This is a genomic window from Chlamydia pecorum E58, from assembly GCF_000204135.1.
Taxonomy (GTDB): Bacteria; Chlamydiota; Chlamydiia; order Chlamydiales; family Chlamydiaceae; genus Chlamydia; species Chlamydia pecorum.
In genome coordinates, this window is sequence record NC_015408.1 from 793,983 (window position 1) to 816,189 (window position 22,207).

The following is a 22,207-nucleotide window of genomic DNA, read 5'->3' on the forward strand; positions in this document are numbered from 1 at the left end:
AGCACTAAAGATTTAGAAAATCTGAATTCTTCCTAAAGGTTGTATACGGATTTCTGGAAGAACTTCTTGATAAGAAATTACCGCAATATCTGGAAATTCAGTTTCTATTAATTTTCGTACATAACGTCTGACGTCTATTGCTGTCAAGAGTACTGGGGGTTGCCCTCCAGGAGGGGTTGGCGTGATCGTATTACGCATAGATTTTAAGATCAGATTAACAGAATCAGGATCTAAGGCAAGGTAAGATCCTGCAGATGTTTGTTTAATTGCTCCACGAATCATCTCTTCAATTTCTGGATCTAAAAGGTAAACGGAGATTGCAGACTGCCCTTGTGAAAACTTAAAGCTAATGTAAAGCTTTAAGGAAGAACGAACATATTCTGTAAGCAGGACAGTATCTTTTTCAGTCTGAGCCCATTCACTTAGGGATTCTAGAATTGTACGAAGGTCTTTAATAGAGATCTGCTCTTGAACGAGACGTTTGAAAATCTCTGTAAGTTTTTGGAGTGGAATCAGTCGGGTAACTTCTTTTACAAGATCAGGGAAGGAGCGCTCCATAAACTCAACCATGGAACGAACTTCTTGAATGCCAAGAAACTCTTGGGAATTTTTATGAAAGAAATAGGAAAGATGAAGGATAATTACTTCAAGGGGAGACCAGTATTTTATCGCAGCTTTATCTAAGATGGCCTTAGCATCCTCACTTACCCAAGCAGAAGGAAGACCCGCAGCATTTTTATAGGTAATAAATGGTAAGTTATAACGGCTGAGGTTTTCTTCGACTTCATTGGTTAGTACATGATTTGGAGGAATTTTCCCACGAACATAAGGAACTTCATTGAGAAGAATCATATAGTCATGACCCTCAAGAGAAGGAGAGTCCGTGCGGACATGAATCCCAGGATAGCGAATACCAATATCTTGATAGAGGGCTTGGCGCATCTTTGGGATCATATCATCGATAAAAGTTTGTCCGGCTTTGTTTCTATGGTGGATTAACTTGGAAAGATCTTTCCCTAGTTCTAAAATTACAGGTAAAGTTAAGGCATAATCATCGGGGCTATCAGTAGATGCAGAGCCTTCACTAGCAGCCCCTACGGTTGTTGAAGAGCTCCCACCTCCCCCTGCCATTTTTTTTGCAGCGTTTTTCTTTGTAAGTAGCAACACTCCCAATACTAAAAAGATCAAAGCAAGAACAGAAAATGACCAAAGAGGGAAACCTTTAAAGAAGCCCACTCCGAGTGTTGCAAAGCCTGCTAAGAGCAATGCACGAGGTTCTTTAACTAACTGTGCAGAGATTTCACGACCTAAGTTAGAATCTTTATCGCTAGATACTCGGGTAGTGACAATACCAGCTGTAAGAGAGACTAAAAGAGAGGGGATCTGAGAAACCAAACCATCTCCAATAGAGAGGAGGGTGTAGACATGGGCAGCTTGAGCGAGATCCATACCGTGCATGGTGACCCCAATGGCCAAGCCTCCGACGATGTTAATTAAGGAGATAACGATCCCAGCGATCACGTCTCCCTTAATGAACTTCATCGCACCATCCATAGCTCCGTAGAGCTCACTTTCCTTTTGGATTTGTGCACGTTTATCCCTAGCTTGGGTCGCATCAATCATACCGGCACGTAGGTCTGCATCGATCGCCATCTGCTTACCAGGCATCGCATCTAATCGGAATCTCGCAGCGACCTCAGCAACCCTTTCAGCACCTTTGGTAACCACAATAAACTGAATGATCGTAATGATCAGAAAGATAATGAATCCGACGATATAATTTCCTCCAACGACGAAGTCTCCGAAGGCTTGGATGACATGTCCGGCATAAGCTTTAAGGAGAATTTGTCTTGAGGAGGAAATGTTAATTCCTAAACGAAACATCGTGGTGATCAAAAGTAGAGAAGGGAATACTGACAACTGCAGGGCACTAGGGATATAAAGAGCTACCATCAACAGAAAGACGGAAATCGCCAAGTTGATTGTGATCATAAGGTCAACAAGTGCTGGAGGTAGCGGTAAGATGATCATTAAGACTACGCCCATCATCCAAATCGCTAGGAGTAGGTCGCTAGACCTGTTGATCATGTTAAGGGCGGCTTCTCCACCAAAGGTTCTACTTACAAAATTGAGTAGCTTATTCATTAGTCATCAGATGGGTTAATATTTTTCATATTAGGGTTTTGAGCTTGCAGAGAGGTAATATATAGAAGAATTTCCCCAATAGCTTCATATGTGGACTCTGGAATAAACTTCAATTCTTTTCCTTCGTCCCAAAGCTGATGCGCCAAGGGGACATTTCTCATAATAGGAATTCCATACTTTTCGGCTTCTGCAAGGATTCTTTTTGCCCTTAAATTGATCCCCATAGCGATAATCCAGGGGGCTTTATATTTCTCTGGCATATAGCCAATAGCTACGGCAATATCCTTAGGATTAGAGACAACCGTGCTAGCATGTTTGATTTGCGAAGAAGGATCTTCATAGGCAATTTCTTGTGCGATTTGACGGCGGCGTCCCTTAATTTCTGGGTTTCCTTCAGTATCTTTAAATTCCTGTTTGACCTCAAACTTTTCCATTTTTAGCTCTTTAGAAAAGTTATGACGTTGATAGACCAAATCCAAAACCGCAACAACAACAAAAAAAATGCCAATAGACGTAACTGCTTTATAAAAGATCTGTTTAAAAATCTGCGCTGTCACTATAGGAGCTACACCTGCAGTCTCTATAATTAAGGGAACCCGATTTTTCAAAACCACATACAAGATCAGCGCAGCACCAAAAATTTTAAAGACAGATTTTAATAATTCTATTAAAGTTTTGACTTTAAATTTTTGCTTAATGTTTTCAATAGGATTGAACTTTTTTATATCGGGCTTGAATACTTCTGTAGAGAACACAGGACCAACAATAAGAAACCCTACAATAAGACCAATAATCCCCACAGAAACCAGCAGCGGAAGAGAAGCTGCTAGGATTAATGTAAGACAGTTTTTCAGGTAATATAGAGCGAGTCTAGGATCATGATTTATAGGGGCTTGTGTTAATGTTGAGACGAGAAACCCTCCTAGGTGTTGGTAAAAGAAGGAAGATAGATAGAACGCCATAGACATTGACACAATAAAGGTGATGGCAGAGGGGAAATCTTGAGATTTTGCTACCTGGCCTTTCTTCCTAGCGTCTCTGAGTCGCTTTGGCGTTGCCTTTTCTGTCTTTTCACCCATGCCACTGCCAAAATTGTATCGAAAGGATTACATTGGGAATTACTTGCAACTTACCGTATACCAGGGTTTTTCTCAAGAGCGAAGCCTAGAGTGCTTAAAATTAAGGGGTTTGGACAGTCTTCGACACAAGGTAAAATAGACTATCTTTTGCTTCTCTAGTTTTCTTCGCTAGGGAGAAGCTTTGTCAGGAATTTTTAGATACGTTATAGTTTTCTCAACTTAGCTAAAGTTTGACGTAAAGCTGTAACATCAGAATCTATTTTTTTCGATATAATATATGAGTCATACAGAGTGTGGAATTGTTGGCCTTCCTAACGTAGGGAAGTCTGGGTTATTTAATGCGTTAACAGGGGCGCAGGTAGCTTCCTGTAACTATCCTTTTTGTACCATAGATCCTAATGTAGGTATTGTTCCTGTTCTTGACAAGCGTTTAGAGATCTTAGCTGAAATGAGCCAGAGCAAGAAGATCCTTTATGCAGATATGAAGTTTATAGATATCGCGGGTTTAGTCATGGGGGCTTCTTCTGGAGCAGGGTTGGGGAACCGCTTTCTTTCTCATATTCGAGAGACCCATGCTATCGCTCATGTAGTGCGTTGTTTTGAGGACTCTAATGTGACCCATGTTTCTGGTAAGGTAGATCCTGCTGAGGATATTGCAGTAATTAACCTTGAGCTTGTCCTTGCAGATTTTGCTTCAGCGCAAAGTATTTATGGAAAGCTAGAGAAACTGTCAAAAGGGAAAAAAGATATCGGAGCCGTTTTACCTTTGTTAGATAGACTTCTCGTGCATTTAGAAAAAGGGGAGCCAGTACGTTCTTTAGAGATGACCCCTGAAGATCGAGCTCTCTTGAAGCCTTACCCTTTTCTTACTATGAAGCCAATGCTTTATGTAGCAAATGTTGGTGAGGATGCCCTTCCAGAAATGGACAACGCCTATGTTTCTGCGGTAAGAGAAATCGCATCTAAGGAAAACGCCCAGGTAGTGCCTATCTGCGTACAGATAGAGGAAGAGATTGTCTCCCTTCCTGTTGAAGAACGTCAGGAATTTCTATTGAGCTTGGGATTGGAATCATCGTGTTTACAGAAGCTTGTCAGCGCTGCCTACAGTACATTAGAATTGATTTCCTATTTTACTACAGGCCCTCAGGAAACCCGTGCATGGACAATCCCTAATGGCGCAACAGCTGTAGAGGCAGCAGGAGAAATCCACTCTGATATTCAGAAAGGGTTTATTCGCGCGGAGGTAGTCACCTTGGAAGATATCATCGCGTATCAAGGGAGAAATGGAGTACGAGAAGCTGGGAAACTACGAGCTGAAGGGAGAGATTATGTAGTGAAAGATGGAGATATTCTTCTCTTTTTACATAATTAAGAAGATAGGTGAAAGAGAGTCTTGGCCTGAAGGACATCGTGCTTTATCGCGCATATGAGTTCCTCCTTAGAAGCAAATTTTTTTTCTTCCCTAAGGAACTTTTTTGGAAAGAAAGTAATTCTTTCTCCATAAAGGTTCCCAGAAAAGTTAAAGAGATGCGCCTCTAAGCATAAGGAGTCCCGATGGACCGTCGGAGCTTCACCTAAGTTCATCACAGCAAAGTATGTTTGATGTTTATGCTTCACTTCACAAGCATATACCCCATAAGGAAGCAAACATTCTTCTTTGATCACATTCAAGGTTGCAAATCCTAACCTCGAGCCAATGCCATTTCCTGCTGTTACAGTGCCGCAAATTGCATAGGGACGCCCAAGATAAAGATGAGCAGTCTCTAAGTCCCCATGAGACAGCATTTTGCGAATCTTTTGGCTTGAGATGACCTCATTATTGAAGTAAAAAGAAGGGGCTTGAACGATCTCTATCCCTAAGCTTTTCCCTAAAGGTTGTAAGGTTTTTATATTTCCTAAGCCACCTTTTCCTAAGCGAGAGTCAGGGCCTAAAATTAAACGCTTACAATGCAGTTGAGAATGAAGCTCGGAAAGAAACTCTTCTGCTGATAGAGATGCAAACTCTAAAGAAAAAGGAAGAATCCCTAAGAAATCTATAGGGAACTTTTGGAGCAGCTCTAAGCGTTCTGGAGTTTCCGTAATGAGCTTGGGAGATTTACTTAGAACTGCTTGAGGATGAGGATCAAAGGTAATCACTCCTGAAGAGCCAGGATAGGATGTCAATATGGACAAAAGCTTTTGATGCCCCAAGTGACACCCATCAAAAAAACCAACAGTAAGGGAATCAATAGGGACAGAGGAGGCGAGCTTATAGGAGATTTCCATGTGCGTCTCTGAAGTAGGGAAGAACATCAAAATCTGGAAGATCTAAAAGACTACCATCAAAACACTGATTTATAAAAAAGTTCCCACTACGTAAGCGACGAAGTTGCTCAAGATACGCCCCACACCCTAACATGTTGCCAAGCTCATGAGCAATGCTACGAATATAGGTCCCTTTACTACACTGAACAATAAAATGTAGGAGGGGGTATTCATACTTAGTGATCTGCAGGTTTACTTGAACCGTAGCGCTTTTTCTCTCTATAGAAAGCCCTTTTCTAGCATACTCATAAAGCTTTTTTCCCTGGACCTTCTTAGCGGAAAACATGGGAGGGATCTGTTGGATTTCTCCTTGGAAGTAACTTGCAGCAATAAGGATTTCTTCTAGAGAGGGGACCTTTTTTGATCTCCCGACGATCTTCCCATCACAATCAAATGAGTCTGTAGTTGTTCCTAAATGCGCTACTGCTTCATATTCCTTATCTTCAAATAAAAGAACATCAGATAAACGTGTAAAACGTCTCCCTACTAAAATTACCATTACCCCTGTAGCAAAGGGGTCTAAAGTTCCAGCATGACCGACCTTTTTTTCTCCCAGTAACTTCGTAAGAGCTCGAATCAGACTAAAGGAAGTTCTTCCTTGAGGTTTATCTATAAGAAGAATGCCCTCTTTGAGTTCCGTTGCAAGTTCCATAGCTATTCTTTAATCATTCATAATTTATTCGAATGTCGTTACACTCAACACTCTTTCCAGATTTTCCAAAGTAGGCTTTCTATATGGTCTTGAGGAGAAAATATATCTTCAAGATGAAAATTAAGTTCAGGGAAATATTTAAGAACGACTTTCTTAGATGTTCTACAAGCAATAAACCCAGCAGAAACTTTCAATGCTTCGAGGGTTTCTTGTATTGTGACTTTTTCTTGTGGCATAATAGAAACGTAAACTTGGGCAAAGCGCAAATCTTTAGATAACGATACTCGTGTTACCGTAATCCAATGATTAGAAATCTTAGGGTGCTGAACATCCTTAAGAATAACTTCTGCAATTGCTTCCCTTAAAAGGGAATTTACCTTTTGAATCCGTCTGTTCCCACTCATAATACGCAAACTATAATTTTTGCGGGTGATAGATGATCTCATAGCACTGTAGGATGTCACCTACAAGAGCTTGTTGGTAGTTATCTAAAATTAAACCACATTCAAAACCTTTTCTAACTTCCTTCACATCTTCTTTAGCTCGTTTTAATGAAGAAAGAGAACCTTTCCAAAGGACTTCGTTATTTCGTACGATTCGAAACTTGTTGTTTCTAATAATTACGCCCTCATTAACAAAACATCCATAAATAATCCCAAGTTGAGAAGACTTAAAGATTGCTTTAATTTCTGCAGATCCAACGTCTTTTTCTTCAGCAATAGGATCCAAAAGTGCTGTCATCATTTCTCTAACAGCATCTACAGCATGGTAAATAATCGTAAAGAGATGAGTTTTAACCCCTAAACTCTTAATTAAAGGTTCGGCATGACTCTCTATTCCTATATGGAAACCAATAATTGTTGCTTTTGATGCTGCTGCAAGGCGAATGTCTGATTCTGAAATTTCTCCAACACCATGAGAAAGAATCTCCACATTTACTTTTTCCGATTTAATTTTAGAAATCGAATTTGCAAGAGCCTCAATAGATCCCTGCACATCACCCTTAAGAATAAGCTTGAGCGTCTTCTTATTCTGTAATACTGAATCAAAATTCGGACGTTTCTTTTGTAGCAATGAGATACGCTGTTGACCTGCTAGCCTTGCCTCAATAATCTCCTTAGCTGTCTTCTCGTTTTTCACAACAAGGAAAGGATCTCCTGCTTTAGGCATATTAGATAGGCCCGTAATCAATACAGGAGTAGAAGGACTTGCCTCTGTCATGAGATTATTATGCTCATCATGCATGGTCTTGACTTTACCGTAGCAGTCATTAAGAACAAAAGATTCTCCAAGGCGTAAAGTCCCATTCTGAACTAATACGGTGGCAATATTTCCTAAGCCCTTATGTAGTTTGGACTCAATTACAAGACCTCGAGCCCTTGCACTAGGATCTGCTTTTAATTCCAAGACTTCAGCTTGCAATGCTAGCATTTCTACAAGTTCCGAAAGCCCCTCTCCAGTTTTTGCTGAAGTGTTAACTGTAACAATAGAGCCTCCCCAAGCTTCAGGAAGCAGGTTAATTTCAGAAAGTTGTCTGTAAACAGTCTCAGCATTGAAATTTGGCTTATCACATTTATTGATAGCAACAACAATAGCGATATTCGCAGCTTTTGCATGTTCTACAGCTTCTAAAGTTTGCTCTTTAATTCCTTCATCTCCTGCAACTACAAGTACAACAATATCACAAACTTCTGCTCCTCGAGCACGCATTGCTGAGAACGCTTCGTGACCTGGAGTGTCTAAAATAGTAATGTTTCCTTGCGCTGTAGTGCAACGGAAAGCCCCCATATGCTGAGTAATAGCACCAGCTTCGATAGCTGCAACATTGCTTTTCCTTAGCATGTCAATTATGGTTGTCTTCCCATGGTCAACATGCCCCATAAAGGCAACAATAGGCGAGCGAATTATAAGTTTTTCAGGAGCTGTGGCTTCGATTTCTTCTTTTACCGTATTGCAAGTTAGGAATAACTTGTCTTGCTCTGAAGAGTCAATATCTATGGTACAACCAAATTCAAGGCCAATAAACTGCACCGTAGTTTCATTGTCTAAAACATCATTGACAACATAGGTCATCCCATGAATAAAGAGTCTCTGGACAAGCTCAGAAGCTTTTAACTTCATTTCCGCAGCAAGATCCTTTATGGTAATTGGTAAGGGGACCTTGATATGTGTAGGACGCTGGATTGTATGTTCGTCGTAATGTTTCTTTGTTTTCTGTGGACGTTTTTTTCTCCAACGATCTTCTTCTCCTCCTTCATTCAGACCATAACGATCCCTACCTGTAAAGGCTTTGACACCTTCTTCTTTTCTCGCACGATCCTTAAAATCTGAAAGAGCTTTTTTCCCTGTATCCCTACGGGGAAAAGGTCCCGAACGATTTGCCTGTTGTTGTGTAGGCTTGTCGTCTCGATTTTGCCCAGAATCAGATTTCGCTATTTTTTGATTGCCAGGACTACTTGTTGTTGCAAACTCTTTTTTAGAGGGAGCTTTGCTTTCTTTAGAAGGAGCTTTAAAGGTTTTTGCTAATAGATGATTGACATGCTTCCCTGTAGGTCCAAACTTGGACTTAATCATAACGACGCTTTTAGGCTCTTCACTCGGAACCTTAGGAGCCTGCTGTGAGGGGAGGGTATTCTCCTTTACTTCAATTTCTATAGCTTCGTCAGAAATACCGGAAGGAAGAGGAGTTTCCTCTATAACTTCATTTATTACAGCAGGTTCTGGAGCATCTTCTATAGCAGAAGAGTTAGGAAGAGGTTGTTGAGGAGAAGGTGATACCTCTTCATCCGCAGACAGAAAAGAAGAACGATTTTTTGCTCGAATACGACGAGGTGCTTGCTCTGCAGTTGGCGAAAACCGAAGCTCCTCTGTTGTAGAACTAGCCGAAGACGAGCTTTTTTCTTTAGTTGAAGATTTTTCTACAGAAGACTTTGTTTCTGAAGATCCTGCTTGAGCGAGTTTCTGTTTTAATTTGTCTAAACCAGCAGCTTTTGTTAGCTGAGCGTTTTTAATTTTCAGTTTCAGGTTTTTCGTCAACTTTACCTTCTCCATATTTGCTGACTTGCTCTAGGATTTTATAAGCAAGCTCTAAACCAATCCCAGGGACTGAGGAAAGATCGCTAGCGCTCGCTAATAATACCTTCCTAATTGTATCGTATCCTGCATGCTCTAAGTTTTGAATGACTAACTTGCTAATTCCTTCTATTTCTTGAAGAGGCTGATCTAATTGGGGACTATCAAATTCTGCGAGTTGAAGACGTTGAATTTCCAGCAATTTATTGTACTCGCTCATACGTTGAACTTCGAGCTCATAGTCTAAAATTTGGCTAATTAAACGCGCATTAATTCCACGCTTTCCTATAACTGTTGCATAATCTGCATCATTCACCACAATCGCAATGACTTTGTCATCTTCTAAAATAGCGATTTTTTGAATCTCTATAGGATAGAGAAGATTTTGTAATAGCTCTGTAGGCGTACTAGAATAATTAACGATATCTATTTTCTCGTCATTTAATTCTCGAATAATGTTTTTTACTCGAGCTCCTCGCATACCTACAAAGGCTCCTACAGGATCTGTTTTGAAATCCGAAGAGCTTACAGCTAACTTTGTGCGGTAACCTGGTTCTCGAGCAATTTTTACAATGCTTACAACTCCTTCCTCTAATTCAGGAACCTCTTGTAAGAATAGTTGCTTGACAAACTCTGGATGACTTCTTGAGAGAATAACCTCAGCCCCACCATTATCTAGCTCTTGAACCTCATAAAGTAAGGCATAAATTTTATCACCAATCTTGTGTTTTTCTGTTTTGGGGTAAAAACGTGCCGGTAAGATAGCCTCAACTTTTCCGAGATCTATGATTAAATTAGAGCCTTTAACAAAACGCTTAACTACCCCAGAAAGAATCTCGTTTACTCGATGGCGATATTCTTCATAAATAACGTCTCTTTCTGCGTAGCGTAGTTTCTGACCGATAATTTGTCGTGCTGTATGTGCAGCAATTCTTCCAAAATTCTCAGAAACAAAAGGAACATCCATATACTGTCCGATTTCACAGTCTGGATCAAATTCCCGAGCTTTATCTAAAGGAATTTCTTTGCTAGGATTGTTGCAGAAATCAACAATTTCTTTTTCACAGAAAACTTCAATATCACCTGTTCTAGGATTAATATTTACAGAAATATTAGCGTCATCCCTTAAAGTTTTTTTGGCTGCTATTTTAAGAGCTGATTCAATAGCACTGATAATTGTTGTGCGTTGAATACCCTTTTCTTTTTCCATGTAGTCAAAAATAGCTATAAGATCTTTGTTCATTACACACCTTTTATAAGTAAGGAAATAGAGAGAGTATAATGAAATACCCTCTATAAAATTTTAATCTTCTATTTTCCTTTCCTTTTCTTTTCTGCAGGAGTATATGAATCAGAATCTAGCTCGCTTGAGTTCTCTTCATCTTTGAGACTTTGATTGACCAAATATTCCTTTACCGAAAGAGACACCTTTTTATGATCAGGGTCTAATTTAATTACTTTTGCATGTACAGTATCTCCTATTGAGATAATATCCTCGACTTTTGCAAAAGGTTTTTCTGAGAGTTCTGAAACGTGAATTAATCCTTCGATTCCATTTTGTAATTCAACGAAAGCTCCAAAAGCTGTAATTTTTGTAACCACACCAGAGATATCGCTACCAGCAGGGAACATCGCTTCAATTTCATCCCAAGGATTTGCACTTAACTGCTTCACCCCAAGAGTGATCTTTTTGCTTTCTTTATCTACAGAAAGAATAACAGCTTCAACTACATCGCCTTTTTTGAATAACTCAGAAGGGTGAGACACTTTTTTTATCCAACTCATATCAGAGATATGGATAAGCCCTTCAATCCCTGGCTCTAGCTCAACAAAAGCTCCGTAGTTTGTCAGGTTTCGAATTTCAGCTTTTACATGAAGGCCGATAGGATATTTTTCCTCAATGTTGTCCCAAGGATTGTGCTCTGTTTGTTTCAATCCCAAGGAAATCTTTCCTTCATCCTTTTGAATAGACAATACGATAGCCTCAACTTCATCGCCCTTGTTTACAATCTCACTAGGATCGACGACATTTTTCACCCAAGACATCTCTGAAATATGAATAAGTCCTTCAATCCCTTCTTCAATTTCAATAAATGCTCCATAGGGAAGAAGTTTAACAATTTTCCCAGACACACGCTTTCCTGGAGGATATTTTTTCTCAATATCTTCCCAAGGATTGTGTTCTTTTTGTTTTAACCCTAAAGCTACACGACCTTTTTCTTTATCTACAGAAAGGATTACAACTTCTAGTTCCTGATTAAGCTCAACCATTTCTGAGGGATGTCGAATACGCTTCCATGTCATATCTGTGATGTGAAGAAGACCATCGATACCATCAAGATCTAAAAAGACTCCGAAATCAGTAATATTCTTGACAATACCTTTGCGCAGTTCTCCAATTGTGATTTGCTCAATAAGCTCTGCTTTTTTCGAAATTCTTTCAGCTTCTAGCAACTCTCGTCTAGAAACCACAACATTTCTTCTTTCAACATTAATTTTTAATATTTTGAATTCACAAACTTTTCCGACATAATCATCAAGATTTTTAATTTTTTTATTATCAATTTGTGAACCAGGAAGGAATGCTTCCATTCCAATATCAACAATGAGACCACCTTTGACTTTGCGTGTGATTTGGCCTTTAACGATAGATCCTTCTTCACAATGGGCTAAAATATACTCCCACTGACGTTGTCTTGTAGCTTTTTCTCTAGATAAAACAATCTTACCCTCATCGTCTTCAGCTTGATCTAAATAAACCTCAACTTCAGCTCCAAGGGCCAAGCCTTCTGACGAGTTTATAAATTCTGCCATGGGGATTACCCCTTCAGATTTTAGTCCCACATCAACAACAACAAAGTCTTTATTGATATCTACCACTGTGCCTTTTAGGATAGCGCCGGGCTGTACGTCATTATTGGATTCATCTTCGCTCGAGGTAATTCCATGCGCTGTGTAAAGTAGGTCTTTGAATTCGGCAACATCTTCCGCCAAGCATTCAATGTTATCCAGAATTTTTTTAGAGCTCCAAGTATATTCAGCTTGTTTCGGCATTTAATGTTATTCTCCTAAAAACTACAAAGTCAAAAAAGACAGTGTAAATATAAACCTTAAAAAAGGCAAGGCTTCGCTTATGCAGGACTTTTTATTCTATTTGTTGCATAAAAAAAAATTATTTATTCTAGCTCTTTTATTTTTCAAAACATGAAAAGGTAGCAACAAATGTCTCATTCTCCAGTGATTATTATTGGTTCAGGCCCGGCGGGCTATACTGCAGCAGTATATGCTGCAAGAGCTTTACTCCAACCTCGCCTTTTCGAGGGTTTTTTTTCGGGGACGGCAGGTGGGCAGCTGATGACCACAACAGAAGTTGAAAATTTTCCTGGATTTCCAGAAGGTATTTTAGGCCCTGTATTAATGGAAAAAATGAAAGCTCAAGCGGTGCGTTATGGAACAGAGGTTCTTTCTAAGGATATTACCTCTGTAGATTTTAGTAAGAGGCCTTTTGTCTTATATTCTAATGAAGAGATTTATACATGTGATGCCTGCATTATAGCCACGGGGGCTTCAGCAAAGCGCTTGGATATTCCTGGAGCTGGAGATGACGAATTTTGGCAAAAAGGAGTCACAGCATGTGCAGTGTGTGATGGAGCTTCTCCTATTTTTAAGAATAAAGATTTATTTGTTGTTGGGGGAGGGGATTCAGCATTGGAAGAGGCTTTATTTTTGACTCGCTATGGGAAGCAGGTTTACGTTGTTCACAGAAGGGATTCTTTAAGAGCGTCCAAAGCTATGGAGAATAAGGCTAGGGCAAATGATAAGATTACTTTTTTATGGAATAGTGAGATTATAAGAATTTCTGGAGACTCTTTAGTTCGAGCTGTAGATATTAAAAACAACGTTACTGAGCAAGTGGAGACTCGGGAAGCAGCTGGAGTGTTTTTTGCAATTGGGCATAAGCCAAATACGGATTTTCTTGCTGGACAAGTGAATATTGATGAGTCGGGCTATATCCTAACAAATAAGGGGACAACACAAACATCTATTCCTGGGGTTTTTGCTGCTGGGGATGTTCAAGACAAGCATTACAGGCAAGCCATTACCTCTGCAGGAACTGGGTGCATGGCGGCTTTAGAAGCAGAAAGATTCTTAAGCTAATGCAATAGCTGTTGCTGTAGCATAGTTTTGGCTATGACTAATGGAAAGAATGACTTTATTTATTCCTGTGCTCGCAGGGATATGAGGAGCTAAAAAAACTTCAGGTTGACTAGAAGTTTTTAGGATCTCAATATCCTTCCATTTTACGATTTTGCCAATTCCTGTCCCTAAAGCTTTAGCAACAGCTTCTTTTCCAGCAAATCTTGCTGCAAAAGAAGCGAAGGGATGAGCCTTTTTAAGGCAGTATTCTTGCTCTTTAATGGTAAAAAGCCGGTTCAAGATGTGCTTCCCGTGCTTTTCTATAGCTTTGCGAATTCTTTGGATTTCAATGATATCTGTGCCAATATGGATAATTTCCATAAAGTTTTTAGTGCCTTTAGTTATGTTTGAGGAAGAGTTTTTTGAATAAGAGAAAAATAGGTCTTGGCTGCTCTGATAAGAGCATATCCAATGGTTGCGCGCAAGATAAAGAGGCTAGGGATGTGTGAGATAAGGTGTCGTAAACCTAAAGATAAGAAAATCATGGAAACCATAATTAAAAACCGCTTAGAGAGAAAAGAGGCCTTGAGGTACTTCTTTGCAGTAATTCGTTTAAATATTAGCTGAACTGCAAGGGTGTGTTGTGTCTCTGCTGAGCGTTTTAGAATGTAGTGATGTTTTATATAGGACATCCCCCAAGAAAGTATGCTAAGAAGTAGGCTAAGAGAAAAAGGTAGCTCGGCATTCAAAATAGCAGAGACGGCTTTGAGGATAAGCTTAGTGCCTGCAACAACCCATAAAACCCCTGGAAGCATAATTAATGCTTGGTGAGAATTTTTTTTCATATTATTGCGCTTATTTTTAATTGTTTTATTATACGCATGAAGTAGATTTTATTGCTATTTTTAGGATGACGATGGCAAGTATCGCAGCAGTCTATTGGGGATTTTCGAAGTTTTTATGGGTGTCAGAGTCTTTTCCTATCCGGTTAACTTGGTATGGTTTGTTTTTTGTCTCAGGAATTTTCTTGGCGTGCGTTTCTGGAATATACCTAGTGCTTTCCCTCCATGATAAAGATTGTGAAAATACTTGTTTAAAAAAACAAGTCCAACAAGCTTTAGAAAATTTTGCATTATACTCTTTGTTCTTTGTTGTTGTTGGGGCTCGCTTGGCATATGTCATGTTTTATGGCTTTCATTTTTACATGCGTAATCCCAAAGAAATTTTCAAGATTTGGAATGGAGGATTATCGAGTCATGGGGCAATCGTTGGGCTGCTTATATGGATTGTCATCTTTTCTTACATATATCGGAAAAAATTACCTTGGTTAACTCCGCTATTCCTCACAGATCTTTGTGGGGCCGTTTTTGGATGTTCTGCATTTTTGATTCGCTTGGGGAACTTTATGAACCAGGAAATTGTTGGGACACCAACTTCTCTTCCTTGGGGGGTGATTTTTTCTGACCCTATACAAGGGGCCCGTGGGATTCCTGTACATCCTGTGCAATTATATGAGGGAGTAAGCTATTTGTTATTATCTCTCGTTCTTTATGTTTTTACATATAAACGGTATTTAAAACTTGGTCGTGGTTGGATTACAGCTATCGTATGTATGGGGGTTGCTGTGATTCGCTTCTTTGCGGAGTTTGTAAAGAGTCATCAGGGGAATGTTTTAAGCGATAACAGCTTGTTAACTATTGGACAAATCTTATCTTTGCCTTTATTTTTATCTGGTGGAGTTTTGTTTTATATTTGTTTTGTGAAATATAAAAAAGAACGAAAGTGATTTAGTTCAAAATAACTGCGTTTCATAATTCTCCTATGAGAGATAAATAGATTTATGCTATTTTTGCCTTTTCGATTTAATTTTTTAGAGTTTATCAGATGAATAAACGTACTTTTCTGTTCTTCTCCTTGGTAGGAATAGCTTTTGTTGGCTGCCAGACATTTTTTGGCTATAAGGAGTATAGCTCTTATAAAAAGCTCTCAGAAAGGCAACAAGAGATTTCAGAACAGATTCTTTCCTTAACAGAAACGACAGGACTGAGTGTTGTTTCCTGTGGTTTTACAAAAGATGCAGAGGAGTCTTCTCTTCACTATGCCGTGCGTGTTGGAGAACATATGTTGCTTCCCCATACAGGGAGTGTTTCGGATCTTGTGTATGCTTCTGGAGAGGCTTGGAATTTTGTAGAGCAAACACATGCTTTTGATAATGTGCACTTGGCATTGTATAGCCAAGATCGTCCTGGGGTATTCTCTGAAAATGCAAAAGTATATCTTCCTTTAAATGATGAGGTTCTTCCTGTTTTAGTTGTAGAGTTTCGCAACCGTAAAGCGCCTCTTGTATTTCTTGGGGAATATAAGCAAGGAAAGATTTGGAATAAAGATAGCGAGATTTTCGGTACGTCTCTTGTTTTCTGGAGATCGGGAAATAAGTATTTACCTTTAGGAGTGTATGATTCACAGAGGGAGCGTCTTACCTTTATTGATTTGCCTATGGCAAGAGCTGCGATTTTTGATGGACAAAGTGAAGCGCCTCAATCTTTCAGAAGTAACGAACACTTTGTCCTTTCTAATGACTACATGCAACTTTTGATCTCTCAAGAAAGTGGATCTATAGAAGAAATTAATCTTCCCTTTGTCTCTACAAGTAAAGAGAGTATTGTTAATGAGATTGGCTTTGATAGAGATTTAGTTCGTCAAGATCCTGAGCAAGCGTTTTTCCCAGGAGTTTCTTGTATTAATGCACATGGAGAAAAAGTTGAGAGACAAGTTGGTGGGTATTATTCCTTGCTTCGAAGGGGAATATTGAGTGATGCAAAACGACGCGTCCCTATAAGTTATCATGCGCTTAATGTGGTTTCTGGAAAGGAGCTGTCTATGCCTATAGCTTCTGGATATCGCGTGCTTTCTTTTACTTCTAAAGCAATCCATTTAGAAAGCTTAGATAAGAGCCTTCAAAAAATTTATACCTTGCCAGAGGATCCTACTTCTCAGCCCTATGCTTTTGAAGTAGAAGTAGTCTCTTCAGAAAACCTTGCAGATATGTGGATAACTTCTGGGGTTCCTGAAGTTGAAATTATGTCTAATGCATTTATGCCTGCGATCCAATACAGAGTGCAAAGTAAGGGACAACTGGACAAGGCCAAGCTTCCTAAAATGAAAACACCACTCATGTTTCAAAGGGGAGCCCATCCTCAATGGATATTGAATTCTAATGGATATTTTGGAATTATCCTTACCCCATTAACCAACATCCCTACAGGCTTTGCATCTTTATATCTTCCAGGCTCTGTATTGCCTACTCGATTAACTCTTTTGGAACCGAGAAATCAAGCTTTCCCGGCTGCAAAATATCCAGGCTATGAGACCTTAATGCCTTTGCCTAAAGAAGCTGGTAGCTCTAAGTTTTTAGTTTACGCTGGGCCTTTAGCGGAACCTTCATTAAAGACTTTGGATAAAACTTTTACAAAGGAAAATGGAGAGAATCCTCAGTATTTATCCTGTATTTCCTTGCGTGGGTTCCTTTCTTTTATCACGGCTCCGTTTGCTTCTTTGTTGTTTGTAATTATGAAGTTTTTCAAGGCCTTAACAGGATCTTGGGGACTATCTATTGTGCTTTTAACGGTCTTTTTAAAGTTGCTCCTTTATCCATTGAATGCGTGGTCTATTCGTTCTATGAGGCGCATGCAGAAGCTATCTCCTTATATTCAGCAGATCCAGCAAAAGTATAAGAAAGAGCCTAGACGTGCACAGATGGAGGTAATGGCTTTATATAAGGCAAATAAGGTGAACCCAATTACGGGATGTTTGCCGTTGTTGATTCAACTGCCTTTTTTAATTGCTATGTTTGATTTATTGAAATCCTCATTTTTATTGAGAGGTGCGTCTTTATTCCCAGGGTGGATAGATAACCTAACTGCTCCAGATGTATTGTTTTCTTGGCAACATCCGATTTGGTTTATAGGAAATGAGTTTCATGTATTGCCTATAATTTTAGGCTTGGTGATGTTTGTTCAGCAGAAAATGACAAACTACAATAAGCAAGGGCAGATGACAGAACAGCAGCGTCAACAGCAGACTATGGGAACAGTCATGGCGATATTATTCACTGCGATGTTTTATAACTTCCCTTCAGGATTGAACATTTACTGGCTCTCTTCGATGATTTTAGGAATAATTCAACAGTGGGTTACTAATAAAGTTTTAGATAGTAAACATCTTAAAAATGAAGTTACTTTAAACAATAAGCAAAAACATCGGTGATACTAGAAAAAACGTGGTTATGTTATTAGTGTTTAAACAAGCTAGTTAAATTGAGCTTATAATTTATGCGGGCATGGGAAGATTTTCTTTTGCTACAAGAACAGGAGATAGGTAGCAGTACTGTAGATAAGTGGCTACGCTCTTTGAAAGTCGTGTGTTTTGATGCTTGCAACCTGTATTTAGAAGCGAAGGATTCTTTCCAAGTCACTTGGTTTGAAGAGCACATGCGGCATAAGGTTAAGGCTGGTCTTGTGAATAACAATGGTAAGCCCATTCGAGTCCATGTTACTTCTATGGATAAGAATGCGTCTTTTTCTAAAGAAAAGCATATTCAGCAAGAAAAAACCTCATATTTTACTATGCAATATGGGGAAGTGCTTCCGGAAATGTCTTTTTCGAGTTTTCTAGTCTCTTCAGAAAATGATCTTCCCTTTAGAATTTTACAAGAGTTTGCAAGAATAGAAGAAGGTAAGAGCTTTCCCTTCAATCCTATATACCTTTTTGGTCCTGAGGGGGCAGGGAAAACCCATTTAATGCAAGCTGCTATTCATATGCTTCGCGAGAGCTGTGACAAGGTTCTCTATGTTTCTTCGGATCTTTTTACGGAGCATCTAGTTTCTGCTATTCGCTCTGGAGAAATGCAGAGGTTCCGCGCATTTTATCGTAATGTTGATGCATTATTTATAGAGAATATCGAGGTGTTTTCTGGTAAGAACGCCACTCAGGAGGAATTTTTTCATACATTCAACTCCCTACATACAGAAGGGAAGCTTATTGTTATTTCTTCCTGTTATGCCCCGGCAGATTTAAAAGCTATGGAAGAGCGGCTAATTAGTAGGTTTGAGTGGGGCGTTGTCGTGCCCATACAGCCTCTAAGAACCGAGGGATTAAGAAATTTATTAATGCGTCAAGCTGAAATTCAGGGAATACGTATTCAAGAGTTTGCTTTGGATTTCCTGATCTCTTCCTTATCTGCAAATGTAAAAAATTTACTTCATGCTATAGGGCTGCTATCTAAGCGTGTTGCGTATAAAAAGCTTTCTCAGCAACTGCTTTATGAAGATGATATTAGAACCCTTTTAAAGGATGTTTTAGAGATTGCTAAAAGTGTTCGTCTTACGCCAAATGGAATCATTCGGGCCGTTTCACGATACTATGGAGTGACTCAAGAAAGCATCTTAGGGCGTTCACAATCTCGAGAATATGTTCTTCCGCGCCAAATAGCAATGTATTTATGTAGACAAAAACTTGCTTTATCTTTTGTCCGTATAGGGGACATTTTTTCTCGAGATCACTCCACAGTGATTTCTTCGATACGCCTTATTGCTCAGAAAGTTGAAAATGTCGGCAATGACGTTCACATTGCTGTCCAAGACATTTCTAAACACTTGACGGCTGCAAATAAAAGCTTAGATTTCCTTCCTCAAGAGGAAGATGAAATTAAGTTATAATCTCTATTATGAGGCGCGGATTTGCTGATAAAGTGTTCTTATGCGTAAGCAGAGACAAGCAGCTCCACAAGAAAACATGATTAACTGAAGCCCTAATACACAACAGATTCCAGCAGCAAGTGTCACCCCACTTTGGACTATTAAGATAATGCTGGTTAGGGAGGCTAGAATTAAACCTATAGCACAAAGAATTGGCTTAATATTTTGCCAAGTACATAGAGTCTTGTGTTGGGTGAAGAAACTCTTTTTGTCTTGTGATACCAGGTCAGAGGCTTTCGCCGCAGCTTTTTTTATTCTTGACTTACAAGACTGCACAGGATCATTACCGCTAGCATAATCAGAAAGTGTAAATACGTTTTTTTCTGGACGTCCTGCCCAAGCTCCACGTTCATGTGCTTTTACTGACATAGTATTCTCATGAAATTAAAGACAAATAATTATATACATAATTATCTTTTACGGTCAAATTTGAATAATTTTATTTTAATAAAATAAATTAAAACCTTGGAGAAGTTTATGAGAGGAGCTTGTTAAAATCTTGGTTTTTTGTAGATAGGAAGGTCTTCCTTTTTTTTCTAATTTTTCTTATTAGTTGGGCACTAAGTAGATTTTTTTCACGGCCATTTACATGGAAGATTTTCCGTATTTCGATAAGAATCAGGTGACTGTTGAAACTATGAAGCAGGCGATATTGGATCGCTTGTATTTAGGAGTTGTGCAGACTCCTGAATCTGCTTCTCCTCGGGATATCTTTATGGCTGTTGCAAAGACTGTCATGGAGTGGCTGTCGAAGGGATGGTTGAAGACTCAAAGTCGTTATTATGATAACGATGTAAAGAGGGTCTATTATATTTCTATGGAGTTTTTGATTGGCAGAAGCTTAAAGAGCAACCTGTTAAACTTGGGCATTTTGGATTTAGTCAAAAAGGCTCTTGCTTGCTTAAACTATGATTTCGATCATCTTGTTTCAATGGAAGCTGATGCAGGGTTAGGGAATGGTGGCCTTGGGAGGCTTGCCGCTTGCTATTTGGATTCTATGGCTACGCTTGCGGTTCCAGCATATGGCTATGGCATACGTTATGATTATGGGATTTTTGATCAAAAGATTGTCAATGGCGAGCAGGTAGAAGCTCCTGATGAGTGGTTGCGTTATGGGAATCCCTGGGAGATTTGCCGTGGAGAGTATCTTTATCCTGTGCATTTTTATGGTAGGGTAATCCATTATACGGATTCTCGTGGGAAAGAGATCGCCGAGTGGGTAGATAGCCAGGAGGTCTTAGCTATGGCTTATGATGTTCCCATTCCTGGTTATGGCAATGACACTGTGAATTCCTTAAGGCTATGGCAAGCGCAATCTCCCCACGGCTTTGAATTTAGCTATTTTAACCATGGGGATTATATCCGCGCTATTGAGGATATCGCTTTGGTTGAGAACATCTCTAGGATTCTTTATCCTAATGATTCTATCTCTGAGGGACAAGAATTGCGCTTAAAGCAGGAATACTTTTTAGTTTCTGCAACGATACAAGATATCCTTCGTAGATATACCAAAACCCATATTTCCTTAGAAAAACTCTCAGAAAGGGTCTCCGTGCAGCTAAACGATACACACCCTGCTTTAGGAATAGCTGAGATGATGTACATATTGGTAGATCGTGAGGAGATGTCCTGGGATCAAGCTTGGGAAATTACTTCGGCAGTATTTAATTACACGAACCATACCATCCTTCCTGAGGCTTTAGAACGATGGCCTCTAGAGTTATTTGCGAAGCTATTACCTCGACATTTAGAGATTATTTATGAGATCAACTCGAGATGGCTAGCAAAGGTTTCAGAGCGTTATCCGGGGAATAACGACAAGCGTCGCGCATTATCCATTATTGAAGAGGGAAGTGAGAAGCGTGTAAATATGGCAAATCTTGCTGTTATTGGTTCTTCAAAGGTCAATGGGGTATCAGCTTTTCATTCCAAGCTCATTAAGGAAACCTTATTTAAGGAGTTTTACGAATTTTTCCCTGAGAAGTTTATTAATGTAACTAATGGAATTACCCCAAGACGTTGGCTAGCTCTCTGTAACCCTAGGATGAATAAGCTTCTCGATGAGACACTTGGAGATCGCCATATTGTAGATCTTTTTGAAATTGCACAGATCAAGCCTTTCGCTGAGGATGCTAGCTTTAGAGAGCAGTGGCATGAAGCAAAGTTAAAAAATAAGCAGGATCTTGCGACCTATATTTATAAGAAGCTTGGTGTAGTCGTCAACCCTGAGTCTTTGTTTGATTGTCATATTAAGCGGATCCATGAGTATAAACGTCAGCTTATGAACATCCTTAGGGTGATCTATCTTTACATAGATCTTAAAGAACATAATACCTCTCTTACAGTACCTACTACAGTGATTTTTGCTGGGAAGGCTGCTCCGGGCTATGCCATGGCAAAGCTTATTATTAGGCTAATCAATTTTGTTGCAGATCGTATAAATAACGATTCTGCAATGCAAGATAGGCTTAAAGTCCTGTTTTTACCAAATTATTGTGTGTCTATGGCAGAAGTCATAATTCCTGCAGCAGATCTTTCTGAGCAGATTTCCACGGCGGGAATGGAAGCTTCTGGAACAGGAAATATGAAGTTCGCTTTGAATGGAGCTCTAACCATAGGCACTATGGATGGAGCAAATATAGAAATGGCAGAATATATTGGTAAGGAGAATATGTTTATTTTTGGCCTCCAAGAAGAAGAGATAGCCTCCTTGCGTCCTCAATACTATCCCCAGAATATTTGTGATAACAATCCGAAAATTAAACACATTCTGAATTTAATTGATGAGGGGTTTTTTAGCCCTGAGGATAAGAACCTATTCAAGCCTATAGTACACAGGCTCCTTCATGAGGGAGATCCATTTTTTGTCTTGGCAGATTTGGAAGCTTATATTGATGCTCACGAACAGGCAGCAAGCCTATTTACTAACTCTGAAGAGTGGATTAAAAAATCAATTTATAATTCTTCAAGTATGGGATTTTTTTCGAGCGATAGAGCGGTTCAAAACTACGCTGCTAACATCTGGTCTGTGCCGTGCACATCCTGTTCTGGAGAGTCTTAAT

17 protein-coding genes are annotated in these 22,207 nt (G+C 39.4%); 6 read left to right on the top strand and 11 right to left on the bottom strand.

The features are described 5' to 3' along the window. Positions 1 to 12: 12 nt before the first annotated feature. Positions 13 to 2,145: a type III secretion system export apparatus subunit SctV gene (sctV, locus tag G5S_RS03575; RefSeq protein WP_013712834.1), complete on the bottom strand. Its 2,133-nt coding sequence runs from the start codon at positions 2,143 to 2,145 to the stop codon at positions 13 to 15. Beyond that, positions 2,145 to 3,224 carry a type III secretion system export apparatus subunit SctU gene (gene sctU / locus G5S_RS03580; RefSeq protein WP_013712835.1) on the bottom strand — a complete coding sequence of 360 codons (1,080 nt, stop codon included), beginning with the start codon at positions 3,222 to 3,224 and terminating at the stop codon, positions 2,145 to 2,147. Before sctU ends, sctV begins: the two co-directional genes overlap by 1 nt. Before the next feature lie 277 nt (positions 3,225 to 3,501). Here sctU and ychF point away from each other — a divergent pair, with 277 nt between their 5' ends. Continuing rightward, positions 3,502 to 4,596, top strand: a complete 1,095-nt coding sequence (gene ychF, locus G5S_RS03585; RefSeq protein ID WP_013712836.1) for a redox-regulated ATPase YchF — start codon at positions 3,502 to 3,504, stop codon at positions 4,594 to 4,596. On the opposite strand, the gene G5S_RS03590 is transcribed toward ychF, so the two are convergent. The 6 genes from G5S_RS03590 to rpsA all read right to left on the bottom strand — a co-directional run bounded on the left by G5S_RS03590 (position 4,593) and on the right by rpsA (position 12,306). Further along, positions 4,593 to 5,489 carry a bifunctional riboflavin kinase/FAD synthetase gene (locus tag G5S_RS03590; protein ID WP_021756607.1) on the bottom strand — a complete coding sequence of 299 codons (897 nt, stop codon included), beginning with the start codon at positions 5,487 to 5,489 and terminating at the stop codon, positions 4,593 to 4,595. The two genes, ychF and G5S_RS03590, sit on opposite strands and share 4 nt — an antisense overlap. Further along, positions 5,473 to 6,180 (bottom strand): tRNA pseudouridine(55) synthase TruB, encoded by a 708-nt coding sequence (gene truB / locus G5S_RS03595; protein ID WP_013712838.1) that lies wholly within the window; start codon positions 6,178 to 6,180, stop codon positions 5,473 to 5,475. The genes G5S_RS03590 and truB overlap by 17 nt, the downstream gene beginning before the upstream one ends. Positions 6,181 to 6,224: 44 nt before the next feature. Next, complete coding sequence (gene rbfA, locus G5S_RS03600) at positions 6,225 to 6,584, bottom strand: 30S ribosome-binding factor RbfA (RefSeq protein WP_013712839.1); 360 nt, start codon at positions 6,582 to 6,584, stop codon at positions 6,225 to 6,227. Positions 6,585 to 6,594: 10 nt separating this feature from the next. Further along, complete coding sequence (gene infB, locus G5S_RS03605; RefSeq protein ID WP_013712840.1) at positions 6,595 to 9,231, bottom strand: translation initiation factor IF-2; 2,637 nt, start codon at positions 9,229 to 9,231, stop codon at positions 6,595 to 6,597. Next, on the bottom strand, positions 9,188 to 10,495 hold the full coding sequence (gene nusA, locus G5S_RS03610; protein WP_013712841.1) for a transcription termination factor NusA: 1,308 nt from the start codon (positions 10,493 to 10,495) through the stop codon (positions 9,188 to 9,190). Before nusA ends, infB begins: the two co-directional genes overlap by 44 nt. 68 nt (positions 10,496 to 10,563) lie before the next feature. Next, positions 10,564 to 12,306 carry a 30S ribosomal protein S1 gene (rpsA, locus tag G5S_RS03615; RefSeq protein ID WP_013712842.1) on the bottom strand — a complete coding sequence of 581 codons (1,743 nt, stop codon included), beginning with the start codon at positions 12,304 to 12,306 and terminating at the stop codon, positions 10,564 to 10,566. Between the two features lie 168 nt (positions 12,307 to 12,474). On the opposite strand from rpsA, the gene trxB reads away from it, so the two are divergent. Beyond that, on the top strand, positions 12,475 to 13,410 hold the full coding sequence (gene trxB, locus G5S_RS03620) for a thioredoxin-disulfide reductase (protein ID WP_013712843.1): 936 nt from the start codon (positions 12,475 to 12,477) through the stop codon (positions 13,408 to 13,410). Here trxB and acpS read toward each other — a convergent pair. After that, positions 13,402 to 13,770, bottom strand: coding sequence for a holo-ACP synthase (gene acpS / locus G5S_RS03625; protein ID WP_013712844.1), 369 nt, complete (start codon positions 13,768 to 13,770; stop codon positions 13,402 to 13,404). The genes trxB and acpS overlap by 9 nt on opposite strands. Before the next feature lie 20 nt (positions 13,771 to 13,790). Then, positions 13,791 to 14,234: a hypothetical protein gene (locus tag G5S_RS03630; RefSeq protein WP_013712845.1), complete on the bottom strand. Its 444-nt coding sequence runs from the start codon at positions 14,232 to 14,234 to the stop codon at positions 13,791 to 13,793. An 80-nt stretch (positions 14,235 to 14,314) separates the two neighbouring features. Between G5S_RS03630 and G5S_RS03635 the strand changes: the two genes are divergently transcribed. The 3 genes from G5S_RS03635 to dnaA all read left to right on the top strand — a co-directional run bounded on the left by G5S_RS03635 (position 14,315) and on the right by dnaA (position 19,106). Further along, positions 14,315 to 15,175 (top strand): prolipoprotein diacylglyceryl transferase, encoded by an 861-nt coding sequence (locus G5S_RS03635; RefSeq protein WP_226328600.1) that lies wholly within the window; start codon positions 14,315 to 14,317, stop codon positions 15,173 to 15,175. A gap of 98 nt (positions 15,176 to 15,273) precedes the next feature. Next, positions 15,274 to 17,655 carry a membrane protein insertase YidC gene (yidC, locus tag G5S_RS03640; protein WP_041467029.1) on the top strand — a complete coding sequence of 794 codons (2,382 nt, stop codon included), beginning with the start codon at positions 15,274 to 15,276 and terminating at the stop codon, positions 17,653 to 17,655. A gap of 65 nt (positions 17,656 to 17,720) precedes the next feature. Then, positions 17,721 to 19,106 carry a chromosomal replication initiator protein DnaA gene (dnaA, locus tag G5S_RS03645; protein WP_013712848.1) on the top strand — a complete coding sequence of 462 codons (1,386 nt, stop codon included), beginning with the start codon at positions 17,721 to 17,723 and terminating at the stop codon, positions 19,104 to 19,106. Between the two features lie 6 nt (positions 19,107 to 19,112). Here dnaA and G5S_RS03650 read toward each other — a convergent pair whose 3' ends face one another. After that, a complete protein-coding gene (locus tag G5S_RS03650; RefSeq protein WP_013712849.1) occupies positions 19,113 to 19,514 on the bottom strand; it encodes a hypothetical protein in 402 nt (133 codons plus the stop codon). A 220-nt stretch (positions 19,515 to 19,734) separates the two neighbouring features. On the opposite strand from G5S_RS03650, the gene G5S_RS03655 reads away from it, so the two are divergent. Beyond that, entirely contained in the window at positions 19,735 to 22,206 is a 2,472-nt protein-coding gene (locus G5S_RS03655) for a glycogen/starch/alpha-glucan phosphorylase (protein WP_041467030.1), read from the top strand. The last annotated feature ends 1 nt before the right edge of the window (position 22,207 follow it).

What these genes read in the sequence shown, in the direction of transcription:
- sctV (WP_013712834.1), bottom strand. Translation starts at nt 2,145, where the DNA reads ATGAATAAGCTACTCAATTTTGTAAGTAGAACCTTTGGTGGAGAAGCC.
- sctU (WP_013712835.1), bottom strand. Translation starts at nt 3,224, where the DNA reads ATGGGTGAAAAGACAGAAAAGGCAACGCCAAAGCGACTCAGAGACGCT.
- ychF (WP_013712836.1), top strand. Translation starts at nt 3,502, where the DNA reads ATGAGTCATACAGAGTGTGGAATTGTTGGCCTTCCTAACGTAGGGAAG.
- G5S_RS03590 (WP_021756607.1), bottom strand. Translation starts at nt 5,489, where the DNA reads ATGGAAATCTCCTATAAGCTCGCCTCCTCTGTCCCTATTGATTCCCTT.
- truB (WP_013712838.1), bottom strand. Translation starts at nt 6,180, where the DNA reads ATGGAACTTGCAACGGAACTCAAAGAGGGCATTCTTCTTATAGATAAA.
- rbfA (WP_013712839.1), bottom strand. Translation starts at nt 6,584, where the DNA reads ATGAGTGGGAACAGACGGATTCAAAAGGTAAATTCCCTTTTAAGGGAA.
- infB (WP_013712840.1), bottom strand. Translation starts at nt 9,231, where the DNA reads ATGGAGAAGGTAAAGTTGACGAAAAACCTGAAACTGAAAATTAAAAAC.
- nusA (WP_013712841.1), bottom strand. Translation starts at nt 10,495, where the DNA reads ATGAACAAAGATCTTATAGCTATTTTTGACTACATGGAAAAAGAAAAG.
- rpsA (WP_013712842.1), bottom strand. Translation starts at nt 12,306, where the DNA reads ATGCCGAAACAAGCTGAATATACTTGGAGCTCTAAAAAAATTCTGGAT.
- trxB (WP_013712843.1), top strand. Translation starts at nt 12,475, where the DNA reads ATGTCTCATTCTCCAGTGATTATTATTGGTTCAGGCCCGGCGGGCTAT.
- acpS (WP_013712844.1), bottom strand. Translation starts at nt 13,770, where the DNA reads ATGGAAATTATCCATATTGGCACAGATATCATTGAAATCCAAAGAATT.
- G5S_RS03630 (WP_013712845.1), bottom strand. Translation starts at nt 14,234, where the DNA reads ATGAAAAAAAATTCTCACCAAGCATTAATTATGCTTCCAGGGGTTTTA.
- yidC (WP_041467029.1), top strand. Translation starts at nt 15,274, where the DNA reads ATGAATAAACGTACTTTTCTGTTCTTCTCCTTGGTAGGAATAGCTTTT.
- dnaA (WP_013712848.1), top strand. Translation starts at nt 17,721, where the DNA reads ATGCGGGCATGGGAAGATTTTCTTTTGCTACAAGAACAGGAGATAGGT.
- G5S_RS03650 (WP_013712849.1), bottom strand. Translation starts at nt 19,514, where the DNA reads ATGTCAGTAAAAGCACATGAACGTGGAGCTTGGGCAGGACGTCCAGAA.
- G5S_RS03655 (WP_041467030.1), top strand. Translation starts at nt 19,735, where the DNA reads ATGGAAGATTTTCCGTATTTCGATAAGAATCAGGTGACTGTTGAAACT.